Source organism: Acinetobacter sp. NIPH 817, from assembly GCF_000368405.1.
GTDB lineage: Bacteria > Pseudomonadota > Gammaproteobacteria > Pseudomonadales > Moraxellaceae > Acinetobacter.
On the sequence record NZ_KB849419.1, the window covers coordinates 259,199 to 274,506 of the forward strand.

At 40.2% G+C, this 15,308-nt stretch carries 14 protein-coding genes and 1 tRNA gene; 7 read left to right on the forward strand and 8 right to left on the reverse strand.

What is annotated here, in order from left to right; translation table 11 throughout:
- Positions 1–75: 75 nt before the first annotated feature.
- Both F968_RS02605 and F968_RS02610 read left to right on the forward strand, forming a co-directional pair.
- A tRNA-Thr gene (locus F968_RS02605) sits at positions 76–151 on the forward strand.
- A 467-nt stretch (positions 152–618) separates the two neighbouring features.
- Entirely contained in the window at positions 619–1,002 is a 384-nt protein-coding gene (locus tag F968_RS02610) for a hypothetical protein (RefSeq protein WP_004789957.1), read from the forward strand.
- A gap of 544 nt (positions 1,003–1,546) precedes the next feature.
- On the opposite strand, the gene F968_RS02615 is transcribed toward F968_RS02610, so the two are convergent.
- The 4 genes from F968_RS02615 to F968_RS02630 form a co-directional block, all read right to left on the reverse strand.
- Positions 1,547–1,969 (reverse strand): GFA family protein, encoded by a 423-nt coding sequence (locus tag F968_RS02615; protein ID WP_004789959.1) that lies wholly within the window; start codon positions 1,967–1,969, stop codon positions 1,547–1,549.
- 8 nt (positions 1,970–1,977) lie between these two features.
- Positions 1,978–2,805, reverse strand: a complete 828-nt coding sequence (locus F968_RS02620; RefSeq protein ID WP_034596094.1) for an SAM-dependent methyltransferase — start codon at positions 2,803–2,805, stop codon at positions 1,978–1,980.
- Between the two features lie 4 nt (positions 2,806–2,809).
- The gene (locus tag F968_RS02625; protein ID WP_004789961.1) at positions 2,810–4,108 is read right to left on the reverse strand and encodes an FAD-dependent oxidoreductase; all 1,299 of its coding nucleotides are present in this window, start codon (positions 4,106–4,108) and stop codon (positions 2,810–2,812) included.
- A 434-nt stretch (positions 4,109–4,542) separates the two neighbouring features.
- Complete coding sequence (locus tag F968_RS02630) at positions 4,543–5,415, reverse strand: pirin family protein (protein WP_004789962.1); 873 nt, start codon at positions 5,413–5,415, stop codon at positions 4,543–4,545.
- Positions 5,416–5,692: 277 nt separating this feature from the next.
- Between F968_RS02630 and ycaC the strand changes: the two genes are divergently transcribed.
- On the forward strand, positions 5,693–6,319 hold the full coding sequence (gene ycaC, locus F968_RS02635) for an isochorismate family cysteine hydrolase YcaC (RefSeq protein ID WP_002052204.1): 627 nt from the start codon (positions 5,693–5,695) through the stop codon (positions 6,317–6,319).
- A 20-nt stretch (positions 6,320–6,339) separates the two neighbouring features.
- Positions 6,340–7,314 (forward strand): LysR substrate-binding domain-containing protein, encoded by a 975-nt coding sequence (locus F968_RS02640; RefSeq protein ID WP_004789965.1) that lies wholly within the window; start codon positions 6,340–6,342, stop codon positions 7,312–7,314.
- A gap of 103 nt (positions 7,315–7,417) precedes the next feature.
- Here the strand turns inward: F968_RS02640 and F968_RS02645 are convergent, their stop codons facing one another.
- Together F968_RS02645 and gabT are read right to left on the reverse strand one after the other, a co-directional pair.
- Positions 7,418–8,866, reverse strand: a complete 1,449-nt coding sequence (locus F968_RS02645) for an NAD-dependent succinate-semialdehyde dehydrogenase (protein WP_004789967.1) — start codon at positions 8,864–8,866, stop codon at positions 7,418–7,420.
- Positions 8,863–10,155 carry a 4-aminobutyrate--2-oxoglutarate transaminase gene (gene gabT / locus F968_RS02650; RefSeq protein WP_004789969.1) on the reverse strand — a complete coding sequence of 431 codons (1,293 nt, stop codon included), beginning with the start codon at positions 10,153–10,155 and terminating at the stop codon, positions 8,863–8,865. The genes F968_RS02645 and gabT overlap by 4 nt, the downstream gene beginning before the upstream one ends.
- A gap of 156 nt (positions 10,156–10,311) precedes the next feature.
- On the opposite strand from gabT, the gene F968_RS02655 reads away from it, so the two are divergent.
- Positions 10,312–11,811, forward strand: coding sequence for a MocR-like pyridoxine biosynthesis transcription factor PdxR (locus F968_RS02655; RefSeq protein WP_004789971.1), 1,500 nt, complete (start codon positions 10,312–10,314; stop codon positions 11,809–11,811).
- Positions 11,812–11,876: 65 nt separating this feature from the next.
- On the opposite strand, the gene F968_RS02660 is transcribed toward F968_RS02655, so the two are convergent.
- Complete coding sequence (locus tag F968_RS02660; RefSeq protein ID WP_004789973.1) at positions 11,877–13,319, reverse strand: amino acid permease; 1,443 nt, start codon at positions 13,317–13,319, stop codon at positions 11,877–11,879.
- 327 nt (positions 13,320–13,646) lie between these two features.
- The gene (locus F968_RS02665) at positions 13,647–14,195 is read right to left on the reverse strand and encodes a helix-turn-helix domain-containing protein (protein ID WP_004789974.1); all 549 of its coding nucleotides are present in this window, start codon (positions 14,193–14,195) and stop codon (positions 13,647–13,649) included.
- Between the two features lie 68 nt (positions 14,196–14,263).
- Here F968_RS02665 and F968_RS02670 point away from each other — a divergent pair, with 68 nt between their 5' ends.
- Positions 14,264–14,959, forward strand: a complete 696-nt coding sequence (locus F968_RS02670; RefSeq protein WP_004789976.1) for an AzlC family ABC transporter permease — start codon at positions 14,264–14,266, stop codon at positions 14,957–14,959.
- Entirely contained in the window at positions 14,956–15,279 is a 324-nt protein-coding gene (locus F968_RS02675) for an AzlD domain-containing protein (protein WP_004789977.1), read from the forward strand. Before F968_RS02670 ends, F968_RS02675 begins: the two co-directional genes overlap by 4 nt.
- Positions 15,280–15,308 lie beyond the last annotated feature (29 nt).

Consider the following 15,308-nt stretch of genomic DNA (forward strand, 5'->3'; position numbering starts at 1 on the left):
ATTGATAGAAAAAATTTAAGTGGTCATTTTTTGGCTTGTATTTTTTTTAAGAAACTGTAGAATTCATTCCACGTCGCCGACATAGCTCAGTTGGTAGAGCAACTGACTTGTAATCAGTAGGTCCACAGTTCGAATCCGTGTGTCGGCACCATCATTAAACCTCATGAATATTTGATTTATGGGGTTTTTTGTTGCCTGTAGGTTTTGAAATACTTACAGATTTATAATTATTATCAAAAAGTTGAGTGCAGACCTATTGATCCACACCCCCTCAAATTATTTTTCATATTTCTCTAATTCAATAACTATTTCTTTTGCTGCGGCTATAGTTTTATAGCAAAACATATTAAGAATATTTTTTCGATAAAAAGCTCTTGTCTAAAACTATGTTTTTTTAATTTGATAAATACTTATTATAAATCTAAGCTTAAAAATAATTTTCTAAAACGAATTTATTCTTTTAACAAGTGAAATAGAATGCTGCTAATTTATTAAAAAATATATAATTAAAATAAGAAATATTAAAAAGATACGATTATAATTCGCCACCAAATAAGGTCATATGAATAAGACCTATTTTATAAACTTTAATTCATTAAGATACCAATACGGAAAAATATGAAACTTCGTTTTATTTTACCTGCTTTATTTCTAACTGTGCCTTTAACAACATATGCTCAAGACACCACATCTCAAGCTCAAATGCAAACCACTGCAAACCCACCCATTTGCTTAATTGAGGGTACTCCTTCAGCAGAGCACTATAAATCTATTAAACGTATTAAAGCCGCGAAAGGAACCTATGGTGGTTTTGAAGAAGTAAAACCTAAATTAGCGATCATTGCCCGTAAATACGGTGCAGATGTAGTAATTAATTATCATCAAAGCCAAAGATTTGGTTTCTGGCCGTGGCGTATTGTACGTCCTGTACTTACAGGAACTGCGGTGAAATGGAATACGCCAGTTGATTGCACAGCCTTAGGCGGCAAACAAATTTATTAATACAAAATGAAAAAAGCCCAACATCCTGTTGGGCTTTTTTCGTATTTCGTTACTAGGTACACTTCCTGTAATACCTCACGTCCTGATGCTTAAACTTATTATTGTTGTTTTACGTTTCGGAACTTCCTGTTCCTGATGAGTTCATCATAGGCAATTCATCACGTCATAAAAAGACGCCAACTTCCCGAATGTATGTAAGAAAAAGCGTACATAGTGCTTTTAAATTCAAAACTTAATTTGCCTATATTTGAAAATAAAAAACGAAAATATGAATTTATGAAGAAGTTCAGTTCATCAATTAAATGAGAAAACGCTATAATGAACCTATTACTTTATTTCTAAAATATATTTAAAAATAACAAGGAACGAGATGTTTACTTTGCCATCAAATATTTTTCAGCCCTTAGTGATCATACTGGCATGCCTTATTTTCATTGTAAGTAAAATGCCGCAGCTAAAATATAGAAAAACTATATTATTTCTCGCTATTGGTAGCCTTACTTTAATGATTGTTTTAGGAATATTTGGCTTCTTTAATTAAGCCTTATTTCTTGCTCTTCTCTATCATTTTTTCAAAGTGTTTAAGGTTTGGGTTCAACGTATCCCAAGCGTAGGCTTGGCTCACAAACACCTCTGCTCTAGGCTGATAAAGACTTGGGTCATCAAGCGTACCTGCACGTATTGAAATCATTTCAGGGGCAATTTCAGGTAAGCCAAAAAGCTGAGAACCACAAGTCGGGCAAAATGCTCTTTTAATAGGTCGGCCAGAAGATCCTAAAGTCTCAAAATATTTAAGTTCACCATTCACTTTCAATTCAGATTGGTGAAAAAAAGCGATGGGTGCATATGCTGAACCTGTTGCCTTCTGGCAATCTCGACAATGGCAATTAAAGCTATAACGTGGTTCTGCTTCGCTTTGATAGCTCACAGCTCCACATAAACACGATCCTTGATATTTGGCTGACATGGCTCATCCTATTTTTTTATTGCTGTGATTTGAATATAACGTACATATCCATTTTGGTAGAGTTGTTGGCATAACTTTGCAGTCATTTGAATTTTTAAATTTGCCAATCCTCGGCTTTGATTTTGTCCTTGCTGATTTTGAATATACCGCGAAAAACCGAGTAATACTTGCTCAGATAAATCTTCAATTTGAATATCGACAAAACCTTGTTGTTCCAAGGTAGTTCTTAGTTTTTTTTCAGTCGGTACAGCATCCCAAGCGACATTTGCTGCTTTGAGTAAATAACAATGCTTTTGTTCTTGTAACACGGTCATGTTTTGACATGAATCGGCACGCATTAGGTAGTGAAAACCTAATCGTCCTTTTGAATTTAAAACTGGAGCGATGGAATCTAGAAATGAATTTAAATTGCTGTGATAAGCGGCATCGATACACAACACAGCATCGAAGTGTTGTTTAAATTCAAATTGTTTTAAATTTAAAAATGAACCACAAAAAATCTGACTTATTTCAGGAATAAGCCTTTGAATTTTATTAATACACTCGGGTTGTAAGTCAACTGCATTGAGGCTTTTGGGTTGATAGTGCTGTAGCCAGTGCAACAAACTTGCACCCTGTCCGCAGCCTAAATCTAAGAGATGATCTTTTGAATTTAAATTGATAGCTTGTGCCAAATGATCTGCCAATTGGCAACAAGCTTCACGGTAGTTTTGGGTATTTTTCCAAAAACCCAAATTTGTCCAAGCAAGCTCTTCGTTATCTCCCAAACTTGATGCATCAATTGCATATTTATGAGGGATAAGCCTAGAAAGAGCTGCTCGGACTTTTATTTTCACAATTTCAGTAACCGAGCTCAGGAGCAACTTCGACCTGAGGTTTTAAACCTACAAATGGTAAAGGTGCACCTAAAATTTCAGCAATATGCATTGCAGAAGTAACTGCTGACTCTAAAATTGGCAAGCCATCACATGACCATGAACCGCAGTAAAATACTTTACGGTTTAAGTCTAAATGGCGTTGTTGCAACTCTTTATTTAGGGCAACTGTTTGTGAGTCAACGACTGCACGCGTTAAAGTCACTTTTGAAATGATTTTTTTAGGATCAATATCAGTCACTGGGCGCCAAGTCTGGAACACTGGATTTTTACCCACAAGTGATGGTTCAACCGCATTCATCCAAACTGTGAATTGCTGACGCGTAAACTTACGATCCATCATATAGCTCAGCACTGACCAGTCTTTACGACGTGGTGGCATTACTGTTGCATCTGTATGAATAACAAGATCACCTTGCTCAAAACGGAATTGCTTAAGTAAATTCATATCTTCAGCAAATTGTTCAGGGTTCAAAAACTCATCAATTTTAGACGTTGGCGTTGCCACAATCACTCGATCAAATAAGTTCTTTTCACCTTGGCTGTTTTCAACCAGTACTTTCTCACCTTGTAATTCAACGTTCTTAATCGCTGATCCGCTATGAATGTCGATACCTTTAATCAAGCTATCTACAAATGCAGGTGTACCGCCTTTCATACGCAAAAGCATGTCGCCATCGGTCAAATGACGTAAAAACTCAAGTAGGTTTTTTGCTGGCCAATCGCCAATTGTTTTTGGATTACACGTACAAATTGTATAGAGCACCGGCATAACAACGCCATGCCAGAATACTTCTTCTATATCGTTCTGATTAATAAATTCAGCGAGAGTAATATCTTGATTTTTAGATTTAAAGAACTGATGAATTGCAGTTTTTAATTGCAACATCCCTTTTACAAGACGCCAGCCATATTGCTGAATGCCTTTACGATTATTGATAATCGGGAAATTACCAATACGGCTACGAGATGTGGTTAACCATGTTTCAGTACGATCTTCAAATAACCAGCTACATGACATATAAGTACGTACTGGAAAGGTTTTAATACCTAAATGAGCAGCGAGGCTGAGTGTGTTTTTCCATAAATGAGGATTCATCACACGTAGCGGTGCATCAATAATTCCACCATCGAACTCAATGCTATGGCTATCCATTCCCCGGCCAGGAAGTGCTTCAAATATCGTGATCGTATGCCCTGCATCTTTCAGAATTCTTGCTGCCGCAAGACCTGCCATTCCACTGCCAATAATTGCGATATTCAAAATGATGTCCCATTCTTTGAGAATTTTTTTGATTATCACTCATACCCCAAAAAAACACCGTATTAAAAACTACCAGATTTTTATTTTTTGCATCAACTTATATAGAAAATATTTAGCTTTTTGGCAAAGTCATTTTTTATATTTCCTTACAATCACATGGAAGCTCATAAAACCTTAAATTTTTTGAAAATTTAAAAAAAATCTTTTAAATAAAATAAGATAATTTAACTATATTTATATCATTCGTTTTACAACTATTATTTTTTGCGATATCATGACATCACAATAATGAGAAGCAAATCACATAAAACAATGCCGCAACAACAATGCCAACCATCATAAAAACAGAATCTTTACAGCGAAAAAGCCCGCTATTCACATTTGATAGCGGGCTTTTTATTACTTTAAATGACGAAAAATAAGACTTAAAAGATCTAACCTTCTTGCATGATTGAACCGAATTTTCCACGATTAAAATCATCAATCGCTTCCATAATCTCGGCTTTGCTATTCATCACGAATGGACCATAACCTTCGATTGGTTCGTTAAGTGGTTGGCCAGTCAACACTAGGAATTTAGTGTCTTCTTCAGCATTTAAACTAAACTCAACGCCTTCGCGAGATAAAATCGCAACGGTTTTACCTTCAAGACGGTTGGTATCATTAATGACCACTGCACCATCTAACACAACAACAAGCGTAGTATGTCCTTCAGGCACATAAAGGGTGTGTTTTTGGCCTTTGACCAATTTACCATCCCATACATTTAAAGGACTAAATGTGGTTGCAGCACCTTTTGCATCTGCATATTCACCCGCAATCACACGCAAATGACTACCATGCTCGTCTAACGCAATGTCTGGAATCTCTTTCGCTTCAATTGCTTGGTATTTTCCAGGCGTCATTTTTGAATGAGCAGGTAAATTTACCCATAATTGCACCATTTCAAAAAGACCGCCATGCTCTGCAAACTCAGGAGAATGGAACTCTTCATGCAAAACGCCTGCACCCGCAGTCATCCATTGTACGTCACCTGTTTTAATGGTTCCGCCGCCGCCGCTTGAGTCTTTATGAGTCACTTCACCTTGATAAGCGATTGTCACTGTTTCAAAGCCACGGTGTGGATGCGAGCCTACACCTTGCTGTTCGGTCGTTGGCGAGAAGGTATAAGGCGCTGCATAATCGAGTAGCAAAAATGGGCTTAGGGTTTGGCCTAAACGGTCATAAGAGAATAGGTTATATACAGGGAAACCATCACCCACCCAATGCATGTGGTTATTTTGATATGCACCAAGAAATTTCTTCATCTGATCTCTCCTATATATGTAGGATTTTCTTGAACTGAGATTGATTTTACGCCTCAATAATTGCAGTTTATAGATCAGGATTAGCAACACATTATTTCATCTATGAGACAATCATAAAGTTTGAGTTATTCTTTTTAAGATCGTCCTATTTTTAAAATTCTTAATCCTATTTTTTAGACTTAATCACGACAACAAACTCATCTAGCATAATTTTAGGCACTGATGACCTACTTAATAATTTTTGATTATTTATTTTGATAACACGAGGAAATAAAAAATGGCTCAAGATTACGTACGTTTAGACAAGGATAATGCTGCGGTTCTTTTAGTTGACCACCAAGCAGGTTTACTTTCTTTAGTTCGAGATATCGATCCAGACAAATTTAAAAATAATGTATTAGCACTTGCAGATGCTGCGAAATATTTCAATTTACCGACTATTCTTACTACGAGTTTTGAAAATGGTCCAAATGGTCCTTTAGTTCCAGAATTAAAAGAGCTTTTTCCAGATGCGCCATTTATTCCACGTCCTGGTCAAATCAACGCTTGGGACAATGAAGATTTTGTAAAAGCGGTCAAAGCGACAGGTAAAAAACAACTGATTATTGCTGGTGTGGTCACTGAGGTTTGTGTGGCATTCCCAGCTTTATCTGCACTCGCTGAAGGCTTTGAAGTGTTTGTGATTACTGATGCTTCTGGTACTTTCAATGAATTAACACGCGATGCTGCTTGGGACCGTATGTCAAAAGCAGGTGCTCAGCTGATGACTTGGTTCGGTATGGCATGTGAGTTACACCGTGACTGGCGTAATGATGTGGAAGGTCTCGGTGCGCTCTTCTCAAATCATATTCCTGATTATCGCAACCTGATGACCAGCTATAGCTTTAATACATCGCAAAAATAAGCTGAATTGCTAAGATTAGAGTGCCTAAGCGCTCTAATCTTAAATTTAAATGGATTGATCGGACATTGATAAGCTCTTTTGATGATTTTTATTATTTTTATTTAGTCGTAAAACACGGCGGCTTTAGTGCAGCCAGTGAAGCTGAAAATATTAGTAAATCTAAGCTCAGCCGACGCATTATTGACCTTGAAAATAAATTTAATGTGAGCCTGATTCAAAGAACAACCCGGCATTTCAAAGTGACTGATTTAGGTCAAGAATTTTATGAGGAATGCTGCAAAGTTATTGCTCAAGTTGAATGTGCAGAAAACGTTTTGTTAAAACAAAAAAGCGAACCTCAAGGGGTAATAAAAGTAAGCTGCCCACCTTTAATGATGCATTTTCAAATTAGAAAAATTTTAAATCAGTTTTTAAAAACCTATCCAAAAGTTGAGATTGCTCTTGAGCTGACGAGCCGTCGAGTAGATATTTTGCATGATGATATCGACCTCGCCATTCGCACCAATTTCGAACCGAATGAAGATTCAAATTTAATTGTTCGTGATGTGATTAAAACTGACCATTGCCTAGTGGCTTCGCCTGAATTACTGCAAGGCCGCATCATCCAGCATTATTCCGAATTACAGGAATTTCCAAGTATTAGCTTAGGGACTCAAAAGCAAAATTACATTTGGCATTTATGCAATATTCGTAACGGTGAATCGGTTGATATCCCTTATCAACCAAGAATAAAAAGTAATGATTTGGCAGGTGTCTACTATGCCGTGATGGATGGTTTAGGCATTGCCGATCTTCCCTTTTTAACTGTCGTATCTGAAATTCGTAAAGGCACACTTGTACATATTCTTCCTGACTGGAAGTCGAATATTGGCATGCTACAACTGGTTTATGTGTCCCGAAAAGGCCAACGCCTTGTGGTCGAAAAACTCATTGAAACCCTGATTGAAGAACTCAGGTGTTTACCCGAAAGCCATGAAGGGTATTTGCCGACTTAAATAAAAAAACCGGTCATGAATGGGCATGACCGGTTTTTGTGAAACATCACATACAGCATAACTGCATGTTTTCGTTCAGAACAAAACGAACTCGCTTTGTTCCTTACTCAGATAAGTCTACGCAGAGGTATTTCATTTCGACATATTCTTCGATGCCGAATTTGGAACCTTCACGGCCTAGACCTGATTGTTTTACGCCACCAAACGGAGCAACTTCATTTGAAATTGCACCTGTGTTAATGCCGACCATTCCGTACTCAAGTGCTTCACCCACTCGCCATTGACGAGCTGTGCTTTGAGTAAACAAATAAGCAGCTAAACCGAACTCGGTATCGTTCGCCATTGCCACTGCTTCGTATTCAGTTTTAAAACGGAATAGTGGTGCAAGCGGACCAAAAGTTTCTTCTTTAGACACTTTCATGTCTTGCGTTACGCCAGTTAACACAGTCGGTTCAAAGAATGTACCGCCAAGTGCCGAACGCTGACCACCAAGACGAACTGTCGCGCCTTTCTCAGTTGCATCTGCAATATGAGACTGAACTTTTGCAATCGCATCTTCATCAATTAAAGGTCCTTGAGTTGAACCTTCTTGACGGCCATCGCCAACTTTCAGCTTAGACACTGCTTCAACCAAACGGTCTGCCAACGCATCGTAAATACCGTCTTGAACATAAATACGGTTAGCACAAACACAAGTCTGACCGCTGTTACGATATTTACTTGCCATGATGCCCTGAACAGCTTGTTCAAGATTGGCATCGTCAAATACCACAACTGGTGCATTACCACCGAGTTCAAGTGAAAGCTTTTTAATGGTTGGCGCACATTGTTGCATCAAGATACGGCCAACTTGCGTTGAACCTGTGAAGCTTAACTTACGAACAATATCGCTTTCGCATAGGGTTTTGCCGACTTCAACCGCATCACCACTAATGTTAATTAAAACATCAGCTGGTAAACCCGCTTGTAAAGCCAATACTTCAAGTGCATAAGCGGTTAATGGCGTTTGTTCTGCTGGTTTAACCAACATTGAACAACCTGCAGCAATGGCTGGACCTGCTTTACGAGTAATCATGGCAGCTGGGAAGTTCCATGGCGTAATTGCAGCAGTAACACCAATCGCTTGTTTAATCACGAGCAAACGTTGGTTTGGTAAGGTTGGTGTCAACACTTCACCATCAACACGGCGGGCTTGCTCAGCAAACCAACGGATGAATGATGCTGCATAACCAATTTCACCACGTGCTTCTGCCAATGGTTTACCTTGCTCAGCTGTTAAAATTTGAGCCAGATTTTCTTTGTGCTCAAGCATGAGGTTGTACCATGCCAATAACACATCAGCACGCGCCAAGGCAGTTTGCTTTTTCCAAGCAGCTTGCGCTTTTGCTGAACGGTTAATTGCGGCTTCAACCCCTGCACGGTCATAGGTTTTCACCCATGCCAAAGTTTCACCTGTAGCAGCATCATTCACTTCGATATAATCATTTGATGCAGGTGCTTCTAATGAGATATCAGGATGTTTTAATAAATACTGCAAATTATTTTGAATCATGCAGATTGCTCCATTGCTTTTGCACTACCTGCTTTGAGTGTCGCAAAACCTTGTTTCAGGATATCAAGGCCTTGACGGAATTGTTCAGCAGGAATGGTTAATGGATATAAGAAACGAATTACATTACCGTATTTACCACAAGTAAGAAGTAACAACCCGTTTTCCATTGCATAGTTTTGTACAACTTTTGCTTGTTCAGCAGTCTCAAGCTCTACTGCAACCATTGAACCTAAAGCACGAATATCAGTTACGACGTCGCCTGTTGCTTGCTGAATATCTTTAAGTGCAACAACCAACTCTGCACCTAGTTCATTTGCACGGTCGCATAGGTTTTCTTCTTCAATCGCATCAATCACTGCGTGCGCAGCAGCAACCGCAATCGGGCTACCTGCGTAAGTACCACCTAGTCCACCTGGGTTTGGTGCATCCATCACTTCTGCACGGCCAACAACACCCGAAATTGGGAAGCCACCACCCAAGCTTTTCGCCATGGTGATCAGGTCTGCTTTAGTCTCGTAATAGTTCATTGCGAACAATTTACCAGTACGGGCAAAACCTGATTGCACTTCGTCAGCAACTAATAAAATGCCGTGCTTATCGCAAATTGAACGTAAACGTTTTAAGAACTCAGCTGGCACAACATTGAAACCGCCCTCACCTTGTACTGGCTCAAGCACAATTGCTGCAACATCATGTGGTGCAATATCTTCACTGAAAATATCTTCAACGCTTTCGATCGCTGCGTCTACTGAAATACCTTTAGCAGGTACAGGATAACGTGCGTGGAATACACCCGCTGGCATAACACCGAAATCACGTTTGTAAGGTGCAGTTTTACCTGTCATTGCCATGGTCATGAATGAACGACCGTGGAAACCGTTACCAAAAGTGATAATGCCGTGACGGCCTGTGTAACAACGAGCAATCTTCACAGCATTTTCAACTGCTTCTGCACCTGTAGTGAAAAAAGCTGATTTCGCAGGACCAGCAATTGGCGCACGCTCATTAATACGCTCAGCTAAAGCCACATAGCTTTCATAAGGTGTAACTTGATAGGCAGTGTGAGTAAATTTAGTAAGTTGTTCTGTCACCGCTGCAATGACTTTAGGGTGGCGATGGCCTGTATTTAAAACCGCGATACCACCAGCAAAGTCGATAAATTGGTTGCCTTCCTTGTCCCAAAGCGTGGCGTTTTCAGCTTTTTCTGCATACCACTGACACATCACGCCTACACCACGTGGAGTTGCTTGCTGTTTACGTGCGTTAAGTGCAGAATGTTGATTATCCATTTGATTCCCTCATATTTTCATCATCAGTTGCAGCTTTGGTTTTTTGCATCCTGTGCTTAATTTTCAGGGTGCTTTACAACGACTGCCTATGCATGTAATTTCGCTCGTCTGGCGGCAACTGACGAGAGCCATTTTTTAACTGTAGGAGAGAGCCAATTGCGTAGTTTACTTGGAGATCATTTATTACAACGGCTCCAACAGGACACCGAAGGTAAACTACATCAGCGCCTTTTCCGTTGTCTGCGTGGTGCCATTATTGATGGTGTCATTCAGCCTAAAACTCGCTTGCCCGCTTCCCGTGACTTAGCCAGTGAAATTCATGTTTCGAGAAATACTGTTCTTACTGCCTATGAACAACTACAGGCTGAAGGCTATTTAGAGGCTCGTACAGGTCATGGCACATGGGTTGCCGAAAAACTACCAGAGAGTTTTTTAAATACACAAAATAAGAAAAAAGCAGTTTCAAGTCCGAAAGTTCAAAACTCTTATGCGCTCTCAAATCGTGGCTCAAACTTATTAGGCTATGCCGCAGCGTCGCCACATCAATGGGGAGCTTTCGTGCCGGGAGCACCCGATGTAACAGAGTTTCCACATCATATTTTTAGTCGTATTCAGGCTCGCCTGAGCCGAGAGCCTGACATTAACCGTTTAATTTACAGTAATGCGGGTGGCTGTATTGAGCTTCGAAGTGCGTTGGCAGATTACTTACGCGTTGCACGTTCAGTTCAGTGTGATGCTGACCAGATTATTATTACCGAAGGTATTCACCAAGCGATTGACTTAGTTTCGCGTGCGCTTAGTGATATTGGTGATCGCGTCTGGATTGAAGATCCGGGGTATTGGGGAATGCGCAACACTTTACGTATTAATGGCGTAGACATTCAACCCATGCCAGTCGATGCCGAAGGCATTATTCCCGAAGAAAATCCAGTTAAACCACCCAAATTAATTTTTGTCACGCCATCACACCAATATCCACTGGGTTCACATTTAAGCCTAGATCGTCGACGCAAACTGATTGAGATTGCCCGCCAGCACAATAGCTGGATTGTCGAAGATGATTACGACAGTGAGTTTCGTTTCTCAGGCCAACCGTATCCGTCTTTACAAGGCTTAGAAAATGATGCACCTGTGCTGTACATGGGCACGTTTAGTAAAACCATTTATCCATCTTTAAGAATTGGGTATCTAGTGGTGCCTAAACCACTCTTTTCACCCCTACGTATTGTGGCAGCCGAGCTTTATCGTGGTGGACATTTGCTTGAACAAAAGGCCCTAGCAGAATTTATTCGTGAAGGTCATTACGAAGCGCATATTCGTCGTATGCGTTTACTTTATGGAAAGAGACGCGATTATTTAGTCAGTCTGATTAAACGCTATCTTGGCCCCGAATTTATTCATGAATATGACGAAGCAGCAGGGTTACACTTAGTTTTAAAACTACCAAACTCTTGCGATGATGTCGCGATTGCGGCAACCGCACTTGAACGTGGTGTCAAAGTTCGCCCACTTTCACAATACTACATGCAGTCACATGCACATGCAGAGCGTGGACTGCTGATGGGCTTTGCCTGTGTAAATGAAAAAGACATGGTGATGGCTTTTGGTGTCTTGCTCCAGTGCTTACGTGAAGCAGGTGTACCTACGCTGAATTAACTATTCTCTCGTATTAAGACAAACAAAAAGAGCCTCATTGTGAGGCTCTTTTTTTATTTAAAAATTTAAACTAACTTTTCTTCATGAGCATGAGTGAGATGGGTCGCTCTACGCTCTTTACCCCAACCCAATTTTTCAGACAACAATCCGAAGAACACAATAATGCCGAACAATGCGGTGGTGTAAATCACTTCTTTAAAATATGTACCTTCAATCAACATAGTCAGAATTGCACCAATAATTGCAAAGATCACTACATAGGTTAAGTAAGGGAACATCCACATTTTAAAGTCAATTTTCACGCCTTCAGCTTCTAATTTTTTACGCATACGAAGCTGAGAATAAGCAATGGTCAGGTACACATACAGTGTTGCTGCACCCGTCGTTAGCATGAAAAAGTCGTAAACATCCATACTCTTAGTTGCAGTTAAAACCACCGCAATCACAGAGAAGAAGCATGACACAATCACACCCACCCACGGACTGCTTTTACTGTTTACAGACCCAAAACTTTTCGGTGCATCGCCACGTTTAGCTAAAGAGAATAACATACGTGAACACGTATAAAGTGCTGAGTTAAAGCAACTACATACCGAGGTGAGAACTACAAAATTTACGATATGACGTGCACCTGGAATCCCGAGGGCTGACAAAGTCACACTATAGGTTCCCCAAGTTGAATCTTTCAAAAGTTCATTGTTGTGAGGAATCAAACATACCGCAACAAACATTGAACCTACATAGAATAAAATAATTCGCCAAACCACCGAGTTCGATGCTTTACGAATTTCTTTAGATGGATTTGCCGATTCTGCTGCCGCTACAGTGACAATTTCAGCGCCAATATAAGCAAACATGACCCCAAGCAAGGCGGTAATAACGGATGAACCACCATTAGGCATAAAGCCTTGAGAGGTTAGATTACTAATACCTGAAGCAGCCGGATTGCCCCAAGGCCACAAATGCATGATGGCTAAACTACCAATCACCAAGAAGATCACAATCGCAATGACTTTGATGAGTGCAAACCAGAACTCAAATTCGCCATAGTTTTTCACGTTTTGTAAATTGACTGCGACTAAGGCACCAATCACGACAACCATATAGGCCCAGATCGGTATAAATGGGAACCAATTATTTAAAATTTTACCTGCCACATAGGCTTCCCACCCCATGAGCATTGCGAGCGTACACCAATACAACCAGCCAATTGAAAAACCTGCCCAACGGCCAATCGCGCGGTCCGCATAAGTTGAAAAAGAGCCACTATCAGGGTTTAAAACAGCCATCTCGCCTAACATACGCATGATGAACCAAACGAGTAAACCACCTAAAGCGTAAGTTAGAAAAACTACAGGTCCCGTATTGTAAATAATACTGCCCGAGCCTACGAATAAAGAGCCACCAATTACCCCTGCAATCGAGATCATCGTTAAGTGGCGTGATTTGAGTCCATGTTTTAAACTTTGGGAGTGATTGGCTTCAGAACCATTTTGATGAGCTGCCATATCATTTTCCTTAATATATGGAGGATATCGGCTAGTCTCGGAAATCCTCCGAAGCCAAAAAATATCCCCTAAAAATTTAGCCGTTCTGCCCAATTCCTAAAACAGAAAAATCACTGAGCTTATCCGGCGCTTCCGTATGCATACTTCCAATGGCTTTAATTTGTCGTTTCGGCAGTCAAGAAACGAGAGCCATTTTTCGAATAAAAGAGAGAGCCAATTGCAAAATTTATACGCAAAATTGGCTCTTTTTGTCTGAAATGCGGGTAAATGGTTTTAAGTTTTTATTCTGAAAATAATTAAGTTTTAGTTTAATAAGATTGGAATTCTTTAGTTTTGTTCAGAGATTAATAACGCTTTTGTACCTGTTTCCAAGGCTCTAAAGATATGTTTCTGGTCGGCAGGGTAACAAATATAGTCTCCGACACCGAGCTCAACAGCTTCATCAATTAAACCCACTAAAGCTTTACCTTCGACCACAATAATGTGCTCCACAGAACCAACAGGATGAGGTTCAGAAAGACGGTCTTCACCTGGCTCAACAATCAATAAATACACATCGCGGCGCGCATGAGGCGGACAAGTCGCGAGCAAAATTGCCTTGTAATTAGCAATCTCCGAGCTCACCGTTGGACCATCGCCACAGCGAATGACTTGCACCTGATTGCTCGGTTCTTCCATCAAACGTGCAAATGGAATATTTAGAGCCACACAAAGTGCCCATAACGTTTCAATGCTTGGGTTACCTTGGCCAGCTTCTAGTTGAGAAAGTGTTGACTTTGCAACGCCTGCACGACGGGCAACCTCTGCCAAAGAAAGCCCTGCTCTTTGACGTTCACGATTTAAACCTTTGGCAATAATTTCAATTGGCTGAGACATTCACCACATCCGTTCTATAAAAAAAACGATCGTTCGTTTTGACAAAACAATCAGACTTATTCATTATAATGGAAAATCGTTCGTTATATCATACTATGTCCACATACGCTCTCATTAAGAAACTTAGTAAAGACACCACCCGCTCGATTTTCTTTGTCTGTCTAGCAACCAGTGTTGTTGGTATGTCTTTAGGTTCACTCGCCGCAAGCTATAGCTTAGCGCTCTGGATCCCGCTCTGCCTATCTGTATTTGTGCTCGCAGGAACTGCTGAATTTATTTTTATTGGCTTCTTGGCTGTAGGTGGTAGCCCAATTGCTGCTGCGGTTGCAGGACTACTCGTCAATTTAAGACATTTGCCTTTTGGGATTGCGGTCAATGAATTAATCAGAGGTAAATTCTCTCGATATTTCGGGGCTCATATCATGAACGATGAAAGCGTTTTGTTTGGCATGGCACAGCCCGATTTCGAGACAAAAAAAGCCGCTTACTGGCTATGTGGTATAGGTATCATGCTGACTTGGCCACTCGGTGTCACTTCGGGTTATTTTATTGGAAGTGCCATTCCAGACCCAAAAACGTTCGGTCTAGATGCCATTTTCCCTGCCATTTTAATTGCACTTACTTTTAATGCTTTAAAAAACAAATCTACTCGAAAAGCTGCATTTGCCGGATCAACTTTAGCACTGATGACTACACCTTTTTTGGCCTCAGGACTTCCAATTCTGATTTCACTTTTTGGCTTAATATTTGGTAGAAAAAAATGAATCAACAATTACTCATTATTTTGGGAATAGGCTTGTTAGCACTTGGAACATATGGGATTCGTTTTGCTGGTTTTCACTTAGGCGCCAAGTTTACTTTTTCTGAAAAATACCAAGTCTTACTGTCAAACGGCGCAACTGTTTTGCTCTGTGCGATTGCGGTCACGACGACATTTTTTGAAGGCCAAGATTTCGCAGGTTTCGCGCGTATATTCGGTGTTGGGCTAGCACTTCTCTTGGTTTGGAAAAAAGTACCACTTCTATTGGTAATTTGCTTAGCAGCCGCTGGTACGGCTCTAATACGTTTACTCGGAATTGAGTAATAAAAAAGGCGAGATAAACTCGCCTTTTT